The sequence below is a fragment of the Cohnella nanjingensis genome, from assembly GCF_014212125.1.
Lineage (GTDB): Bacteria > Bacillota > Bacilli > Paenibacillales > Paenibacillaceae > Cohnella > Cohnella nanjingensis.
This window is the reverse complement of the sequence record NZ_JACJVP010000001.1, coordinates 198,420-214,284: the sequence shown is the minus strand read 5'-3', so window position 1 is coordinate 214,284 and position 15,865 is coordinate 198,420. Positions and strand designations below refer to the sequence as shown.

Genomic DNA, 15,865 nt, shown 5'->3' with positions numbered 1-15,865 from the left:
AACCTATTTTATGTTGTTGCGCTCGGCGATGATACCGCGAAGCCACTCCGGCACTTCCGAATCGGACACGTTCAGCATGTCGAGAAAGTCGGAATCGTTGAGCAGCGAGCGAATGCCTGCCACCAAGTTGCGATCGCCGCTGATCGATCCGAAGCCCTGCGTCAGTTTCTGATGGCTCTCGAAGGCGGTCGGCCAATTGTTCCCCATATTGATGCAAGAAGCGTTCTCCACCGATCCGATTCGGATGGAGCCGATGACGAATTGCGGAGACAAAAAAGAACCCATTGCCGTCACCTCCGGTTATCGAACCGAAAGCCGGTCGGCGTTCGGTGAAGACCTGTTTGCGCGGGTTTAGAAGATTCCGCCTGGTTGGCGGCGGGTTGGCGATCGGCGCTTTGATTCGTCTTTGGCTTGGGATCGTCGGCCTGGACGCTGGGATGCGCCCCGAAGTTATTGCCCAAATTCAAGGAACCGCTAAGATGCTCGATATCCAATCCGTCCAGCCGAAATTCGAGCTTCTCCAATACGGGCTGCTGAATGACGACATGTTCGATGATGACCTGGGGATATTTGCTCGCCAGGTTGGCTAGCGTTTCTTCGATTTGGCGAAGCCTGGCGTCCCATTCTTGCATGCGCTTCTGCCGATCCGCTTCCGCGACCCGTTCATGGTCCCGCTTCCGAAAAGGATTTCTCACTTGTCGTTCTTCTTCCCGTCCCAACCCGCGTCGACCTGATCCGCGTCCTTCACTTTCGACTTCACGTCGAAAAGCAAGCTTCGCTCCCCGCTCGCGGAACCGAAAGCTTGATTCTCCTTCGTGAAGCTCTTGAAGCCATGCTGCTTGTTGCTTCCGGCAAAAACGCCCGACGAGCGCGAGACGGATCCGATACGCAGTTCGCCAAATCGGATATGCCGCATATGGCCACCTCCTTTTGAAGATACAGGTCCTTCATTATATGATCAGTATTGGATCGGAATGTTTGTTTGCGGGGCGCTTTGTTCAATCGGAAGTTCGATCACGAGCAGACCCCGCGAATATTTGGCCACGATTCCGCTCTCGGAAACGGGCCTTGGCAAAGCCAAGGATCGCTGAAATGGACCAAAATAACGCTCCTTTAAAAGGATCCGGTTATCCGTAACCGGATAGGGACAAGGAATCTCCCCTTTTAACAGCAGGTATTGCCCTTCGAGCTGAATCTCGATTTGATCCCTGGTCTGAAGGCCCGGCAATTCGGCCAGAACCACCACCGCAGATGAAGTATGATACATATCGATTCTAGGACCTGTAACCGGAATTAACTGGCCGATATCCTGCCAGAAATCCTCCCCAAGCACCTCGCTGGCTTGTTCATAATAGTCCTTTGGCAGGTTGAGTTTCTCTTTCTCCAACGAAATCCCCCCATCCGCCTATTCTTTGTTCCATAAACGCACAAGAAGTTCAACTTGCCAATGAATAAAATAAATCAATAGTCGAAAGAGGTGATATCATGCCTGCTAAATCCAGAATGTCAATCGAAGAAGCAAAAAAGTGGATGGGACAGCCCGTCTGTGTCGTTTTAAAAGACGGGAGTTATTACGTAGGCTATATTACCAAGGCTGATCACGGAAGTATTTATTTGGCTGGACAAAAAGGAAGGACAAAAATGAAACGCTCTTCGTCTAGCCGATCTCATCGAGCGCGCATAGCCGGCCTCTTCTCAGGTCTAGGAGCAACCGGAACCTCAGCCGCCTTTCCTTTCAATCAAGGCTTAGGCGGTTTGCTGGGAGGCGGAACAGGCGGCGGCGGGCTTGGCAACGTCGGGGGCGGCGGGCTAATGGGCAAGTTTGGGAAGATGTGGCCGGGAATCCGCATGGGGTTCGGAATGCTTAAAACGATCATGCCTCTACTAGGCGGATTCGGTATTTAAGAGTTATTTAAAAGGTGCCTAATCGTTGCAAGCTGTCAGCTTGCAACTGCAGGCACTGGCAGTGGACAGGCTCGGTACGATTTATGGATCAAACCTTTCGCGTAACGTGCGTGCTTACATTTAGATTATTTGTATCCGGGAGCAGATAGTACAGGAATGGACCGACCAGCGCGAATCCAAGGTCCGCAAGATATCCATGAAGCCCTTATAGATCACGTCCGGACGGGAATCATAAATGTGATCTGCACGATTAGCAGCAGGAGGAAAAATGACGACAAAAAGCTCTTTCTTCGAGCAGAAACAGGTATGGATCGGAGCCGTTGCGGCGTTGTCCGTTGCAGCCGTCATCGGTTTAGCGATATTGGGAACCACCATGCGCGCCCAACTTCAATCGTTTCCGGTCGCGCTTGTCGTACTGGATGAACCGACTAGGGAATCGAACGAGGGTCAGTCCACCCTTGGGGAAATCATCAAGACGCAAATGATTCGTCAATCGGAGCTCCCGATTGCATGGAAAGCGCTCGGTTCTATGGCGGAAGTTCTGAAAGGGCTCGACCGGCAAGATTACTACGCCGCATTGATCATCCCGTACAATCCGACGCGGGAGTCGTCAGGCTCGAAGTCGGCTGCCATTCAGATTTTGATTAACGAGGGCAAGAATCCGCAAGTCGCCTCCACCGTCCAGTGGCTCATTTATAATGCTTTGCAATCGATGACAGCAGACTCTATGATTGCGCCTGTTCCGATAACCGTAAAGACGGTACATCCGATCGGTCATAACCAAGCAAACGGCAATGCCCCGACGTCGTTGACGGAGATCGCCTGGATTGACAGTTTGGCGACGAGCGTCGCTTTATTTCTAGCTTCCCAGCAGGCCTTAAAAAAGAACGGCCGTCGCGTATATGTCGTATTTGCCCAATTGGCCACCGGCATCGTTTTTGTCTTGGGCACCTCGGCGTTTCTGCTCTGGATGTTAACGGTTTGGTATGGCATGGAGGTGTCAAACTGGAATCACCTTTGGCTCTTTCTACTGTTTTCGAGCTTCGTTTTCTTTTTGCTCCAAACCGCTTTGCTGAATTGGATCGGATTGCCGGCCCTGCCGCTTATGGTGCTCCTGCTCTTTTTCTCGATGCCCATTCTGAGCATCGCGCCGGAGATGCTCCCGCGCGCAGCCCATGATTGGTTGTACAGTTGGACGCCGCTACGATATGTGCAATCCGGTCTGAGAACGGTGATGTACTTCGACGGTAATCAGATGAACGGCGTCTACAAAGTGCTAGCATGGTTAACGGGGATTTGTTTGGTTCTGGCGACTGCTTCGGTATACAAACCATTCAAAGCGTCAAAATCGCCGAAAAAAAGCAAATGAAGACGAATCTACCCGCATTATTTATTCGCGGCAATGAGGACGGAAGCGATTTTTGTTCTATATTTCTTCATAAGTCGCTTATTCGCCAAAAGCAGTCGGGTGATGTGCGATTCTTGGATCGATCGGAAATCCATCTCCCGATTCGGATCGAAGTCGTTGTTTTCCGGGACAAGGCGGTTTCCCATGGAGGATACTTTCACTTCGCGAAAGCGGCTTTTTCTGACTGCCGCTTCCCATTCCCTTGCGGTTTTTAAATGGCGTAATCCATAATAAGAAACCAGATCGCGACACTGATCGGGTAACGTTTTGCGAATAAAGGACATTTCCCGGTCCAATAATCTTCCTTTCGATTTAAGGACGCGATAGTATTCCTGAAGAGCGCTATCGCCTTTGGTGAAAATGGTAACGGACTCTACAAACACCAAATCGAAAGACATGTCAGGAAACGGTAAGGAGGCGGCGTCGGCGTGCGTGAAGCGCACGGAGCTGCCTGTTCTCCATGCTCGCCTCTTCGCCTTTTCCAACATCAAAGGATTTCGATCGACGGCAGTCACGTCGTATCCTAATTGCGCCATGTAACAGGCAGACCTTCCGGTTCCGCAGCCCACTTCCAGGATGCGGCCGTTAGACGGAACCTCCAACGAGCGAAGCAGCCTCTTCGACGCCTCAAATCCGCCCGGATGCGCGCTCCCCTCTCCGATCAAAGCCAATAGGTCATGATAATCCATGCCGGCTCCCCCTCTGTCCGCGTTTTGTCCAGCTGATGGCAGCCCTGCAAGCTTTGCCTATTTATATGTCATCTGAGAAACTTTGCACCCATAAATGCAAGAAAATAGGCAAACAAACAAGTCGGATGATTAAACTGTCATATGTTACTTTGTCAAGGAAAGAACCTCTGTAAGGGAGGAGAACCGATTTGAAAAAAGCAGGTAAACCTACGAACCCCATCCCTGCATACAAGCTCAACGGCAATCTTTTTGTTCCTTTATATCAGCGTGCACGCCGAAGCGTTGTTTCCATCAAAAACGAAAGTCAAGATACAAGCGAGCCGGATTATTCTCCCTGGGAACAAAAAAAGCCCGCTAGGGTAGGCATAGGGACCGGATTTGTTATTCATCGGAACGGAACGATATTAACGAATTCCCACGTCGTCAAGAATTCGGAAAAAGTGACCGTCACATTATATAATGGCATGCAAAAGACAGGTCGGGTGATTTGGCGCGATCAGGATGACGATATTGCGCTGATCAAAATTGGGGCGTCCAAGGCCCTCGTTCCGCTACCGCTTGGATCATCGCGAACCAGCAAAGTGGGTGAAATGGTGCTGTGCATCGGAAATCCGCTCGGGTTTGAAAACTCCATTACGACAGGGGTCATCAGCGGTAAAAACAGGCTCTTTAAGTTTGCCGACTCGGACCAAACATTTCAAGACAACATTCAAATCGACTGCTCGATCAATCCTGGCAGCAGCGGCGGTCCGCTCATGAACCTAAATGGCCAAGTGATCGGAATCACTACCTTTTCCGTAAAGGATCGTCAGGGACTCGGATTTGCGATTGGCATTGATGGGGTTAAGAAAAAAATACTTAAACACATTAAAAATACAAGCGCCACTTAGCGGAATGAGTAATAAAAATCCCCAATCACGGCCGGGGAACGAAACATTTCAATCTCCATTTTCGATTGCATCGAAGAGCCCGTCGCGTTGAATATCCGGCGCCAACGGGATATTCAACGCGTCCGCGATGCGGACGACATTTTCCTCCACCGTCATCCGGTCCGTGTCCAGGTGCTCCCGGAACAGCTCATCCGACAAGCCCGCCACGCACCGGCCGATCTGCTGCGCCGCCCACGAATCGGCGCCTTCCCCTCGGCTCCTTAGCCGTGCGCGCAGCACTTCCTCCGAAGCGCATAGCGTAAAGTGCCGGACATCCACCCCCTCTTCCCGCAGACGGCCGACGATCTCTTGGAAGTAATCCCGGTTCACGAGCGTCATCGGCGCGATGATCAGGCCGTCATGGTGCGCATCCAGATATTTCAGCATCGAGACGTTCATCGAACGCCACATCGGGAAATCTTGAAAATCGCCTTGCGTCAGCTTCGTCGGCAGACTGCGGCGGATTAGGTACCCCGGATACTCCGGATCGTACACGTGCGAACCCGGCAGTCGCCGGTGCAGCGCAAATGCCGTCTCCGTCTTGCCGGAGCCGAAAGCGCCGTTTATCCATACGATCACGTCGCGACCTCCTTTTCGTTGGGTCAAGCTTGAATGGCTATCGTCATCGCGGCGACTTCGTCGCGCTTAAGGTCCATCGCCCGAATCATGAATCATCCCGCAGCGTCAACCCGCATTCGGGACAGCTTATTCGTTCGACGGACACGAGCGTCCCGCAGCCCGGACAACCTTCGTCCTCGAATACTTCCTCAGTCGCGTCTCGGCCTCCGTCTTCGGATGAACGCCGCGACTGCCATTCTCTTACCTGCGACGGATGTGTCATGCCCGGCGGCTGCCGCTGTTCCAGCAACGTCTGGATCGATTTCAACGTCTTCGCGAGCTCCGAGTTGTCGATCGCAGACTGAATAACGCTATGCCAGATCACGAAAAACAGAATCACCGCAATTATGCCGACAAGTACCGTAAAAACGGCCACACCCGCACCTCCGACATCACGAACGATTCAATACATCCAGATTAACCTATTTCAGGGAAAAGGGGAATCGTTTTGACGTCGTTATCGGAGAAGGATGACGGAATCGTGATGTCATTGCCGGTGAAGAATGGACGAATCGGTTAGCCTTCGATCCGGAAAGTCACGGCCAATTCGAACTTCCTTTCCCCCGCTTCCAGCTTCTTCACTACCCGATACGAACCCGAACCATCCAAGCGATACTGCGCACCGGGCGAAATGCGGACAGCGTAGCTTTCTCCTGCCGGCAGCGTGTGCCGGTCTGCGGTGAAAGCCGCATTTTCCACGGGCTTCAGCGGCACCCAAGTGTCAAAGCGATACGCTTCGATCGCATAGTCCGAACCGAAAGTCACGGTCTTCGTTCCGGCGTTCTCTAGACGCAAGGTCAGGGATTGACCCGCGGCTTCGTACGTCTCGCGGTCGAGTGTCATCCTCAAGACCGTTTCCGATTCTTCGAACTCGGACGGCAGGCTTCGTTTCGGCACATAGGCCAGCGAGATCTGCGACTCCCCTTCCGCGCATCCGGTCAACGCGTAGGAGGTGGAAGCTTCTGCGAGCTTCTCTCCGGTAAAATCATTAACGTCAGTTATCGTACGCGCCGCGGACTGACAGGTACGTCTGACTAGCTTCGAATCGCCATAGGCATCCCTGCTGTTATCCCTCGCGTATCGGATGGTCTTGCCGTCCGCATGAATCTCCTCGATCAGCGGATCTCCTTCGATCGTGTAGCGTACGAGCCGAACGTCAGCCGGTCGGCCATTCCAAACCGCGTCTATGAACACGTTCAGCCGGTCCAAGTTCAAGACGCGCTCGTTGAAGAAGACCACATCCCCCCGCTTCTCCGCTTGATCTGGCTTATAAGACGCCTCGTCGGCTTTTCCATGGGCACATCCCGCAACGAGTCCCATCCCGATGGCGAACAAGAGCGCGAGACTCCTTTTGGACATCGTTCCCAGCCCCCTTTGTCATGAATAGACGTCGAAGTCCCTCGTCAGGTTGCGCGCTTGGAGATGGAGGAGTAAGGGTCGCCGAACAGTCGGAGCTGTTATACAGTCCATGTGTCGCACCCAGTACGTCACTTTGCGCTTCTTCGCGGCAGCAATGCCAAAGAGGCTGTCTCTACGGTCCACATGATGACCATTGGTGACAGCCTCTTCGGCGTGCGGCAAACATATATGGCTAAAGAGCTCGGGCTCCCTCTTCGGTGCGCGACAGCCTCACACGAACGCCTGGACACCGTTGCCCTGAAATCGGCGCAGCGAGAAAGGCGAGATGTCCAGCTTCGCCTCACCGGCCGTGACCAAGTCGGCGAGCATCTCGCCAACCGCGCTCGAGAACTTGAAGCCGTGGCCGGAGAACCCCCCGGCCAACAACACGTTCCCGTACGCCGGATGACGATCGATGATGAAGTCTTCGTCCGGCGTTACCTCGTACTTGCAGACGGCGCTGTGAAGCAGTCGTCCGGCAGCCTTCGGCAGAAACGCCTCCAAGGCGCTCCGGAGATCCGCCTCGTCCTCGGCGAGACGGCCGAACGGCGCGATCTCCTCGCCCGGCCGCCAGACGACGCCCGTATCGTGGCGCCCGATCTTCACTCCGGCTCCCGCGATGCTGGGGAAGCCGTAGAAGTAGCCGCCCGGCGCGTCGATCGTGAAGCCCGGGAATACTCCGTCGCCATACAGCTCCTCGTCCGCTTCGAACCAGCCGACGACCTTGCGGACCGGCCGGATCGGCAAGGCGATGAACGGCTCCAGCGTCTTGAACCAGGCGCCGGCGCTCAAGATCACCTGCTCCGCATGGAAGTTGCCGTTGTTCGTCCGCACCGATACGTGGCCGTCCGTCACCTGCAGGCTCTCCACGCGGGTATAGGGCAGGATAGCCGCGCCGTGCGCCACGGCCTGTTGCCGGAAGGCGCTGACGGCGCGCTCGCTCGAGAGATAGCCGGCCTCCGGCTCGAACAAGCCGGCATAGCCTTCCGGCAGCCGCAGCCCCGGCCACCTGGCATCGATCTCGTGGGCATCCAGCCGCGGCACGTCCAAGCCGAACGCGGCGGCACTCGCCTCCTTCTCGCGCAGGTGGCGCGCATCGGCCGGCCCCATGTTGAGCACGCCCGTCCGATGCAGCAGCTGCGTCTCCGAAGTCTGCTCCAGCTCCCGCCACAGCGCGTCCGCGCGAAGCGCCATCGGCACGTATGCGGGCGCGCCGGCATAAGCGTGCCGGATCAGACGGGAGTCGCCGTGGTGGCTGCCTTGGTCGTGCGGCGGATCGAACGCGTCGATCAGCAGCGGCTTGAGGCCACGCCGCGCCAAGAAATAGCCGGCGCTCATGCCCATCGAGCCCGCGCCGACGATCATCACGTCAAACGTCGTCCGAATGGGAATCGCCCCCTTCGTTCCAGGATCGCAGCGCCGTCTCCGCCAGATTCGCGAACAGGCTGGCGGCGGGCCCGAGGGCGCGCTCGTCGAGGTCGAAGGCGGGATGATGCCATTCGTGCGGGCCGGACGTGCCGACAAAGACGAAGGAGCCGGGGACCAACTGCTGATAGTGGGCGAAGTCCTCCCCGGCGGGCGAAGGATCTGGCGTCGCGACGTTCCAGCCGAGCGCCGCAGCGGCCCTTTTCGTTAATGTCGTTAATTGTTCGTCGTTGCGTACGGACGGCGGCCCTGCATACCAGTCCATGCGGGCGGTCGCGCCCATCGCGCCGGCTACGCCTTCGATCAACCGCCGGATTCGGCCGGGGAGGTCGTCGCGAATGGCGTTGTTGAAGGTGCGCACCGTCCCCTCCAAGACCGCATGATCCGGGATGACGTTCCAAGTCGTGCCCGCCTGGAGCTTCGTCACGCTGACGACCGCGCTGTCTAAGGGGCTGACATTGCGGCTCACGATCGTCTGCAGCGCCGTGACGATGTGGGCGGAGACGACGATCGGATCGATGCCGGCATTCGGCACGGCGGCATGCGATCCGACGCCCGTCACTTCGATGCGGAAGCCGTCGACGCTGGCCATGAGCGCGCCGGCGCGGATCCCGACGGTGCCGACCGGAAGGTCCGGCTTGTTGTGCAGGCCGAAGATCGCCTGCACGCCGTCCAGCGCGCCGCTGGCGATCACCTGTCCCGCGCCCTTCCCTTTCTCCTCCGCCGGCTGAAAGATCAAGCGGACCGTTCCGGGCATCTCCTGCTCCCGCTCCCGGAGCATCAGCGCCGCCCCGAAGATTACCGCCGTATGGAAGTCATGGCCGCAAGCGTGCATCTTGCCGGGAATCTCGGAGGCAAAGGGCAGCCCCGTCTCCTCTTGAATCGGCAGCGCATCGATATCCGCCCGGAGCGCCACGACAGGTCCGTCGCCCCTGCATCCGATCTCCGCAACGACGCCCGTGCGCAGCGGATAATCCGCGATGCGGATGCCCGCTTCGCCGAGCCAATCGCGGATTGCCTTGGTCGTCTCGACTTCCTCGTAGGCGACCTCGGGATGCCTATGCAGGTGGCGGCGAACTTCAACCAGCCGCGCCTGCAGCCCTTCCTCCGTCCATCGTTGCTCCAATTGACCGCTCACGGCCATCCCTCCTCTCCGTCCATCGTTGCTCCAATTGACCGCTCTCGGCCGTTCCTCCTCTCCGTCCATGCAAGTAAAAACGGCTTTGCCGTCTTTCCAAGCGGCGACACGTTTTTATCGGAGGTCATACAGAGATGGATAAGTGTAAAACGAATACATCCTGTAAGACGCGAAAGTCCGCCATTATGCGCTGTGGGACTGAGAGCCGATCCGCCCGAGCTCCCGCAGCGTTTTCGCGAACGCGCCGTTCTCGCCGACGAGCGAGATCAGATGCGTCTGAAGCGCGATGCCGGCCAGCTCGGCCAGCGGCACCGCGAAGATCCGGCCCGCTTCGCTCTCGTGCCGGACCGACAGCTCGGGCAAGAATCCGATCCCCGCCCCCTGGACGATGAGCCGCTTCGCGGCCTCCACATGATCGACCTGATAGGCGAAGTCCGGCGGCGACGCGAGACGGTCGAACAGACGATGGACGCGCAGCCAGTCCAGTGAATCGCATTCGAAGTTGACCAGCGGCTCCGACGCGACATCCTCTAAGGAGAGGCTCGCGGCATCGAGGAACCGGTGGCCGGCCGGCACGTACAGGCGGATCGGATCCTCGTAGATGCGCTCCGATTGAATGCCGGGGTGGGCGAGGTTGCGCACGAATCCGAAGTCGAGCTCCTTGTTCAGCACCTTGGCCAAGATCTCGTCGCTCGGCCCCGTCGTCAGCTTCACCCTGACCTCCGGATGCTGCTCGGCGAACGCCCTCAAGAGGTTCGGCATCAGATAGCCGGACGCCAGCGAGGTGCTCCCGACCCGGAGCTCCGGCGGGAGCGCGGTTGGATGCTGCAGGAGCTGCTTGCTCACGCGGAACGATTGAAGGATCTGCTGCGCGTACGGGAGGAACAGCTCGCCCTTCTCCGTCAGGAAGATCTTCTTCCCCGACCGGTCGAACAGCTCGCAGTCGAGCTCGCGCTCCAGCGACTGAATCCGCGCGCTGACCGAAGGCTGAGACAGGAACAAGGCCTCGGCCGCCTTGTTGAAGCTGCCGTAATGAATGACGAAAACGAACGCTTCGATATGGTCGAGATTCATGGACGCCACACCCTCCGCGATGCGATTATGATAATTCCGATGCATTTACAATGATTTAGGGAATATTTATCAACTTAGCACGCGTTAACGTTCGTGTCAATTCTTTTGCCTCTGATAGACGCCGATGATCGCGCATAACCAGCAGCCGGTCGCCAGGTAGCCGCCGAGAATATCGCTCGGATAGTGGACGCCCAGGTAGATGCGGCTGACGCCGATCGCCAGGATGAGGAACGCGCTCGCCGCGATCAGCAAGACGCGTCCCCATACGACGGGAATATGCCGCCACAGCAGATAGGCCAAGATGCCGTACAGGCTGAACGCCCCCATCGCATGCCCGCTTGGAAAGCTGAAGCCGTGTTCTTCGACGAGCCGATGCAGCGTCGGCCGTTCACGGTGAAATGTCGCCTTGAGGATCGTATTCAGAAGACCGGAACCGGCCACCGCGAATACGAACAGCAGCAGCTCCCGGCGATGCCGCAAGACGAAGTAGAGAAAGAGCATGCTGACGATGCTGATGACCGTCACCGGCACGCCGTAGCCGATGGCGGAGAAAGCCTTCATCGCGGCGGTAAGCCCCGGGGACTCCATGCCTTGCCAGAACCGGATGACCGCGTCGTCGAAGCCGCGGATGCGCCGCAGTCCGATCATCAGCGCGATGCCGGCGAAGCCCGCGGCGCACAGCGCGCAGAGCGCGAACATGCCCGTGAACCGCGCGGCCAGTCGTTTTAACATAAGAACGCCTCCATGAGATCTAATTTTGCAACGGAGGCGCCCCCGAAGTCGGGAGCGCCTCGCATGGCCGGTCTAGTCGAATCGTAGAACGAGATGGATGATTTCGCTGCGGCTCGCGAGCCGCACCGGCGGTCCCCAGGTCCCGAATCCGGAAGAGACGAGCGCGTGCATCTTCCCTTTGCGCAGGTATCCCCAATCGAGCTCGAACAGCCGGCGTGTCAGCAGATGGTTCGGGGCGAATTGGCCGCGATGCGTATGGCCGGAGACGAGAACGTCGACGCCGGCCTCTGCCGCTGCCGCATACTGATGCGGCTGGTGATCCATTACGATCGTCGGCAGTTTCGGATTGAACGCCGACAGCAGCTCGCCGATCGGCCGCCTCCCCTGCGGGTCGGCCGATTCGGCGGTGCGGTCTTTCCGCCCGACGACGTGGAACGCGTCCGCGATCGTGACGCCTTCGTCCTGCAGGACGGGGATGCCGATCTCCTTCATCCGCGCGACGTATTCTTCCACATGCCCCCCGTAGTATTCATGATTGCCGAGGACGGCGTACGTGCCGTACTTCGCCCGGAGACGCTGCAGCCGCTCGCTCATCCGGTTGCGGACGAACGGCTCGATCGCGTCGTCGATGACGTCGCCCGCGAGCAGGATCAGGTCCGGCTTGCGAACTTCGGCCAACGCGAGGAGCCGATCGAGATGCCGATTGCCGACGATGTTGCCCAGGTGCAGATCCGAAGCGATCAGCACGTCCAGCCGCCGCAGTCCGCCGGCATGCTTGGCCACATGGAGATCGTATTCGCGCACGACGGGTCGCCAGGCATTCCGGGAGCCGACGAAGAACAGCGCGAGGAGCAGCGCCGCCGCGGCGACGGCGACTCCGCTGACGACCGCCCCGCGGTCGATGCCGGCGCGGATCAGGAGCCAACCGGCCAAATCCGCGAAAGGCAGCGTCAGGATCAAGTATTCGAACAAGCCGATATAATGCGCGCCGAGCACTTTAAGCGCGCGGCCTAGCGCGCGGGGGCGTATCGGCGCGCGGCCGATGATATAAGCGAAGGCGACCAGATAGAACAGCGGCCAGTACAGCCCCGGCGGGAAGCCCGGCCACCATTCCCGTAGCGGCAGCGACAAGTTCCAGCCGGCGTACAGGTTCAATCCGGCGAATGCGATCAGGAACAAGGAAAAGGTCGCGATCATGCGCGGCGTCAACGTTCTCATCGGTCGCTCACCCCGCCGTTCGCAGGCTCGGCCGAAGGTTCCCGCACGAGTCCCGTCAATTCGCGGCGGTACATCAGCTTGAGCAGGTGCAGCGCTCTGGTGCAGCCGACATACAGCAGCTTCGCGTCGCCGGAACCGTACTGCTCGGCGTCCGCGTCGGGGATGAGGACCGCGTCGAACTCCAGCCCTTTGGACAGATAGACGGGGACGACCGTCACGCCGCCCTCGTATTGCTGGTTCTTAGCCTGCAGCAGCGAAGCTTCGATCCCATGACGGCGCAGACCTTCATGGATGCGTTCGCAGGCGGCTGCCGTCCTCGCGAGCACCGCGACCGACTGAATCTCCGGCCGTTCGCGCCACGCCTTCACGGTCGCGGCGATCGCGCCCGCCGTCTCCGCCTCGTCCGTGCGAACCGTCTCCACCGCGTCGCCGCTGCGGAACACCGGCCTGGCCGGCTTCACGCCGCCGGACATTCCGGCGAGAACCCGGTTCGCGAACTCGATGATCTCCATCGTCGAGCGGTAGCTGCGGTCCAGCTCGAAGTAAGCGGTCTCTCCTTCCGGGAATACGTCGGTCAACTCCGACCAACGGCTCACGCCCGCGTAGTCGTGGATGCCTTGCTGAAGGTCGCCTAGGACTGTCATGGAGGCGATGCGTTGGCGCTCCTTCAGCACGGCTAGCTGCACCGGCGAATAATCCTGCGCTTCGTCGATGACGATATGGTCGTATGCCGGCGTGTTCGTCCCGTACAGACGCGCGTGAATATAGACGAGCGGAGCCAGATCCTCGCGATCGAACGGCGCGAGCTTCCGCTTGGCGCCTTTCGCCGAGATCGCGCCTACGGCTTCGGGGAACGACTTCGCGTAGAACGACGCGGCCGTATAGGACGGCACCTTGTTCGCGTAGGCTTTCCACTTCGCCGCCGCCTGCGTCTTCACGGCGCGGTCGCTCCAACGCTCCCGGCCGATCTCGATCTCCATCCACCGCTTCAGACGATTGAGGAGCCGCTCGCGCTTCTTCATGATCGGATCGTCGGCCAGCTCTTCGGAGAACCATCCGCGAATCGTGGCGGCCGGCAGCGAGAGACGATCGTCGGGACTGAACGGCTCGTCGGGAATGAGGTTGGCCGCCAGCTCCGCCAGCGCATCGTCGATCTCCTTCAAGAACCCGAGGTCGCCCTTCGCGCGCCCGTGCGCGCCGCGCTTGTCCGCCTCCGTCACGGGCCGCTCGAACCACCGTTCCAGCGCCTCTGCCGGATCGCGCAGCGCGACGTCTCCGCCGAGCTGGTCGAGCGCCCAGTCTTCGAAGGTCGTCTGGTTGATATCCCCGACCCCCAGCTCGGGCAGTACGCCGGAGATGTAGTTCAGGAACATCGTGCTCGGCGCCAGGATCATCATGCGGTCCGCGCGGACGCGATCCTGGTAACGATAAAGCAGATAGGCGAGCCTATGCAGCGCCACGGTCGTCTTTCCGCTGCCCGCAACCCCTTGAATGAAGACGGCTTTATTCTTCTCCGTACGGATAATCGCGTCTTGTTCCTGCTGGATCGTCGAGACGATGTCCCGGAGCTTGTTGTCCTTGCTCTCGCCCAGCTTGTGAAGCAGGAACTCGTCGGTCACCGCCCCGTGGTCGGATCCCTCCGTATAGCTGTCGACGACGCGCTGCAGATCGCCTTGCCGGATCAGCAGATTGCGCTTCAGATAGATCGTCCCCTCGACCTCGCCGTCGGGCGACGCGTAGGAAACGTCCGGATCTCCGCCCGCGAAGGCGTAGAACAAGCTGGATACCGGCGCGCGCCAATCGACCACGAGCAGCTCCGTCCCGTCTTCTTCCCCGATGCCCGTCTTGCCGATATAGAGCGGCGTAGGCGCCCGCTTGCCCCGCTCCCTGAAGTCGAGGCGACCGAAGTAGGGTTCGCGCTGCGCGATCTCGAGCCGCGCCTTGCGGTCCTGGCGGTGCGCGTCGAGCAGCTGCTCCGTGTAGTCCTTGCCGGTATAGCGGGGTCCGATCCCGGCGATCTGGCTGCGGATCTCCGCCAGCGTCTCGCTTAGCTTCGTTCTCTCTTCCTGGAACTTCTCGTCTTCCGACAAGCCGATCCCTCCTCCCGTCCGTTTAACGGATGATATTTGTGGTTAAACATACAATAAAACCGATGCTTCAGTCGGATGAGACGAGGGGTGTTTTCAATGAAATACGTGAAAATCATGGTGGCTTACGACGGCTCGAACCTGTCCCGCAAAGCGCTCAGACATGCGGCGCAGCTGGCCGACAGCTACGGATCCCGCATGCTCGTCCTTCATGTGTACCAAGTGCCGATCGTCAATAACGGAGACTTCATGCTTACGCTGCCGCCGGACTGGAGCCAGCAGTATATGCAGCATTCGTTCGGCGTATTGGAGCAAGCCAAAGGGCTGGTACCTCCTAGCGTGGAAGCCGAGTTCAAGCTCGTGGACGGCGAACCGGCAGAGACGATCCTCGAATTCGCGGAGGAAGAAGGCTGCGACCTCATCGTCATGGGCAGCCGCGGACTCGGCGGCATTCGCGAGTTCGTGTTGGGCAGCGTCAGCCACAATGTGATGCAGCATTCCAAGGTTCCGGTATTGGTCGTGAAATGAAGAATCGGCCTCTCTCCGTTCCGGGAGAGACCGACTGCCGCGGCGTTCGGCCGCAAGAGCTTCCGCCGTCCTGGCGAAGCCCATTCGAATCCGACGGCCCCTCCCCCGCACAGGGGAGGGGCCGTCTCGCCATGCGCGCCGGATGACTCTCCGGCTACTTTGGCCGCAGCCGGGCGGGTACCCGCAAGCTCATTCGTCCAGGCTGATCTTCGCGGCCTGGACGAGGCGGCCGAACAATTCGTCGTCCTCGTCGAGCTCGTCGTCGACGGCTTCGATCTCTTCGTCATCCCCGGACTGGGACGCGAACAGCAAGGAGTAGCTCCACTCCTTGCCTTTTTTGCTTTGGAGAATAATCTCGTAAGGGGCTTGGTGCCCTTCGACTTCGAATAGCACCCGCCCGACGAATCCCTCCGTCTCGTCGCGGCTCATCGCGGCTTGCGTGATCTTCAATTGCACCCCGAATCCCCCATCTCTTCCCATGTATTTCTCCATCTTAGCAGATTTCCACGGCGCCTTTCAAAGCGAACCGAGCGTTTGCGCATTGTCTACCCCGCAAAAATGAAGATTTTCTTATTTGTTTTTCATTTTAAGATGATTTTCCCGGTCTGACAATGAACCGCTTTCTTAGTGGGAAACGGAGGAAAGATTCCGTCTGCTATAGTGGATTTATCAAGTAGGCGCGCCATGATTCATTTAAAATATACAATCGTTTGGAG

At 58.5% G+C, this 15,865-nt stretch carries 19 protein-coding genes; 4 read left to right on the top strand and 15 right to left on the bottom strand.

The features are described 5' to 3' along the window. Positions 1-3: 3 nt before the first annotated feature. From H7C19_RS00960 to H7C19_RS00945, 4 genes are read right to left on the bottom strand one after another with little or no spacing between them, the layout of a single operon-like run. Positions 4-285: a hypothetical protein gene (locus tag H7C19_RS00960; protein ID WP_185140681.1), complete on the bottom strand. Its 282-nt coding sequence runs from the start codon at positions 283-285 to the stop codon at positions 4-6. Positions 286-290: 5 nt separating this feature from the next. Further along, positions 291-695: a hypothetical protein gene (locus tag H7C19_RS00955; RefSeq protein WP_185140680.1), complete on the bottom strand. Its 405-nt coding sequence runs from the start codon at positions 693-695 to the stop codon at positions 291-293. Further along, positions 692-916 (bottom strand): hypothetical protein, encoded by a 225-nt coding sequence (locus H7C19_RS00950; protein ID WP_185140679.1) that lies wholly within the window; start codon positions 914-916, stop codon positions 692-694. Before H7C19_RS00950 ends, H7C19_RS00955 begins: the two co-directional genes overlap by 4 nt. Positions 917-958: 42 nt before the next feature. Continuing rightward, positions 959-1,387, bottom strand: coding sequence for an Hsp20/alpha crystallin family protein (locus H7C19_RS00945; RefSeq protein ID WP_185140678.1), 429 nt, complete (start codon positions 1,385-1,387; stop codon positions 959-961). A gap of 98 nt (positions 1,388-1,485) precedes the next feature. Between H7C19_RS00945 and H7C19_RS00940 the strand changes: the two genes are divergently transcribed. Both H7C19_RS00940 and H7C19_RS00935 read left to right on the top strand, forming a co-directional pair. Next, entirely contained in the window at positions 1,486-1,905 is a 420-nt protein-coding gene (locus tag H7C19_RS00940; RefSeq protein ID WP_185140677.1) for a hypothetical protein, read from the top strand. A 268-nt stretch (positions 1,906-2,173) separates the two neighbouring features. After that, on the top strand, positions 2,174-3,274 hold the full coding sequence (locus H7C19_RS00935; RefSeq protein ID WP_185140676.1) for a YhgE/Pip domain-containing protein: 1,101 nt from the start codon (positions 2,174-2,176) through the stop codon (positions 3,272-3,274). Positions 3,275-3,291: 17 nt separating this feature from the next. On the opposite strand, the gene H7C19_RS00930 is transcribed toward H7C19_RS00935, so the two are convergent. Further along, positions 3,292-4,002, bottom strand: coding sequence for a class I SAM-dependent methyltransferase (locus H7C19_RS00930; RefSeq protein WP_185140675.1), 711 nt, complete (start codon positions 4,000-4,002; stop codon positions 3,292-3,294). Positions 4,003-4,190: 188 nt separating this feature from the next. Between H7C19_RS00930 and H7C19_RS00925 the strand changes: the two genes are divergently transcribed. Continuing rightward, complete coding sequence (locus tag H7C19_RS00925) at positions 4,191-4,892, top strand: S1C family serine protease (protein WP_185140674.1); 702 nt, start codon at positions 4,191-4,193, stop codon at positions 4,890-4,892. A gap of 48 nt (positions 4,893-4,940) precedes the next feature. On the opposite strand, the gene H7C19_RS00920 is transcribed toward H7C19_RS00925, so the two are convergent. From H7C19_RS00920 to H7C19_RS00880, 9 genes are all read right to left on the bottom strand, one after another. Continuing rightward, positions 4,941-5,510 (bottom strand): ATP-binding protein, encoded by a 570-nt coding sequence (locus tag H7C19_RS00920; protein WP_185140673.1) that lies wholly within the window; start codon positions 5,508-5,510, stop codon positions 4,941-4,943. A gap of 85 nt (positions 5,511-5,595) precedes the next feature. Further along, complete coding sequence (locus tag H7C19_RS00915; RefSeq protein ID WP_185140672.1) at positions 5,596-5,925, bottom strand: hypothetical protein; 330 nt, start codon at positions 5,923-5,925, stop codon at positions 5,596-5,598. A 140-nt stretch (positions 5,926-6,065) separates the two neighbouring features. Then, positions 6,066-6,908, bottom strand: coding sequence for an immunoglobulin-like domain-containing protein (locus H7C19_RS00910; RefSeq protein WP_185140671.1), 843 nt, complete (start codon positions 6,906-6,908; stop codon positions 6,066-6,068). Between the two features lie 270 nt (positions 6,909-7,178). Further along, positions 7,179-8,312 carry an N-methyl-L-tryptophan oxidase gene (gene solA / locus H7C19_RS00905; RefSeq protein WP_185140981.1) on the bottom strand — a complete coding sequence of 378 codons (1,134 nt, stop codon included), beginning with the start codon at positions 8,310-8,312 and terminating at the stop codon, positions 7,179-7,181. Between the two features lie 4 nt (positions 8,313-8,316). Beyond that, the gene (locus tag H7C19_RS00900; protein ID WP_185140670.1) at positions 8,317-9,516 is read right to left on the bottom strand and encodes a M20 peptidase aminoacylase family protein; all 1,200 of its coding nucleotides are present in this window, start codon (positions 9,514-9,516) and stop codon (positions 8,317-8,319) included. A 177-nt stretch (positions 9,517-9,693) separates the two neighbouring features. Further along, positions 9,694-10,584 carry a LysR family transcriptional regulator gene (locus tag H7C19_RS00895; RefSeq protein WP_185140669.1) on the bottom strand — a complete coding sequence of 297 codons (891 nt, stop codon included), beginning with the start codon at positions 10,582-10,584 and terminating at the stop codon, positions 9,694-9,696. Between the two features lie 96 nt (positions 10,585-10,680). Further along, a complete protein-coding gene (locus H7C19_RS00890; protein WP_246469230.1) occupies positions 10,681-11,316 on the bottom strand; it encodes a phosphatase PAP2 family protein in 636 nt (211 codons plus the stop codon). Between the two features lie 72 nt (positions 11,317-11,388). Further along, positions 11,389-12,534, bottom strand: a complete 1,146-nt coding sequence (locus H7C19_RS00885; protein ID WP_185140668.1) for a metallophosphoesterase — start codon at positions 12,532-12,534, stop codon at positions 11,389-11,391. Then, positions 12,531-14,624: a HelD family protein gene (locus H7C19_RS00880; RefSeq protein ID WP_185140667.1), complete on the bottom strand. Its 2,094-nt coding sequence runs from the start codon at positions 14,622-14,624 to the stop codon at positions 12,531-12,533. Before H7C19_RS00880 ends, H7C19_RS00885 begins: the two co-directional genes overlap by 4 nt. Positions 14,625-14,720: 96 nt before the next feature. Here H7C19_RS00880 and H7C19_RS00875 point away from each other — a divergent pair, with 96 nt between their 5' ends. After that, on the top strand, positions 14,721-15,149 hold the full coding sequence (locus H7C19_RS00875; RefSeq protein ID WP_185140666.1) for a universal stress protein: 429 nt from the start codon (positions 14,721-14,723) through the stop codon (positions 15,147-15,149). A gap of 189 nt (positions 15,150-15,338) precedes the next feature. On the opposite strand, the gene H7C19_RS00870 is transcribed toward H7C19_RS00875, so the two are convergent. Beyond that, complete coding sequence (locus tag H7C19_RS00870; RefSeq protein WP_246469229.1) at positions 15,339-15,629, bottom strand: hypothetical protein; 291 nt, start codon at positions 15,627-15,629, stop codon at positions 15,339-15,341. Positions 15,630-15,865: the final 236 nt, after the last annotated feature.

Bases quoted from the DNA above. Each gene is read 5' to 3' on its own strand.
- H7C19_RS00900 (WP_185140670.1), bottom strand. From the start codon at position 9,516: ATGGCCGTGAGCGGTCAATTGGAGCAACGATGGACGGAGGAAGGGCTG.
- H7C19_RS00895 (WP_185140669.1), bottom strand. From the start codon at position 10,584: ATGAATCTCGACCATATCGAAGCGTTCGTTTTCGTCATTCATTACGGC.
- H7C19_RS00885 (WP_185140668.1), bottom strand. From the start codon at position 12,534: ATGAGAACGTTGACGCCGCGCATGATCGCGACCTTTTCCTTGTTCCTG.
- H7C19_RS00950 (WP_185140679.1), bottom strand. From the start codon at position 916: ATGCGGCATATCCGATTTGGCGAACTGCGTATCGGATCCGTCTCGCGC.
- H7C19_RS00870 (WP_246469229.1), bottom strand. From the start codon at position 15,629: ATGGGAAGAGATGGGGGATTCGGGGTGCAATTGAAGATCACGCAAGCC.
- solA (WP_185140981.1), bottom strand. From the start codon at position 8,312: ATGATCGTCGGCGCGGGCTCGATGGGCATGAGCGCCGGCTATTTCTTG.
- H7C19_RS00875 (WP_185140666.1), top strand. From the start codon at position 14,721: ATGAAATACGTGAAAATCATGGTGGCTTACGACGGCTCGAACCTGTCC.
- H7C19_RS00930 (WP_185140675.1), bottom strand. From the start codon at position 4,002: ATGGATTATCATGACCTATTGGCTTTGATCGGAGAGGGGAGCGCGCAT.
- H7C19_RS00935 (WP_185140676.1), top strand. From the start codon at position 2,174: ATGACGACAAAAAGCTCTTTCTTCGAGCAGAAACAGGTATGGATCGGA.
- H7C19_RS00960 (WP_185140681.1), bottom strand. From the start codon at position 285: ATGGGTTCTTTTTTGTCTCCGCAATTCGTCATCGGCTCCATCCGAATC.
- H7C19_RS00940 (WP_185140677.1), top strand. From the start codon at position 1,486: ATGCCTGCTAAATCCAGAATGTCAATCGAAGAAGCAAAAAAGTGGATG.
- H7C19_RS00890 (WP_246469230.1), bottom strand. From the start codon at position 11,316: ATGTTAAAACGACTGGCCGCGCGGTTCACGGGCATGTTCGCGCTCTGC.
- H7C19_RS00910 (WP_185140671.1), bottom strand. From the start codon at position 6,908: ATGTCCAAAAGGAGTCTCGCGCTCTTGTTCGCCATCGGGATGGGACTC.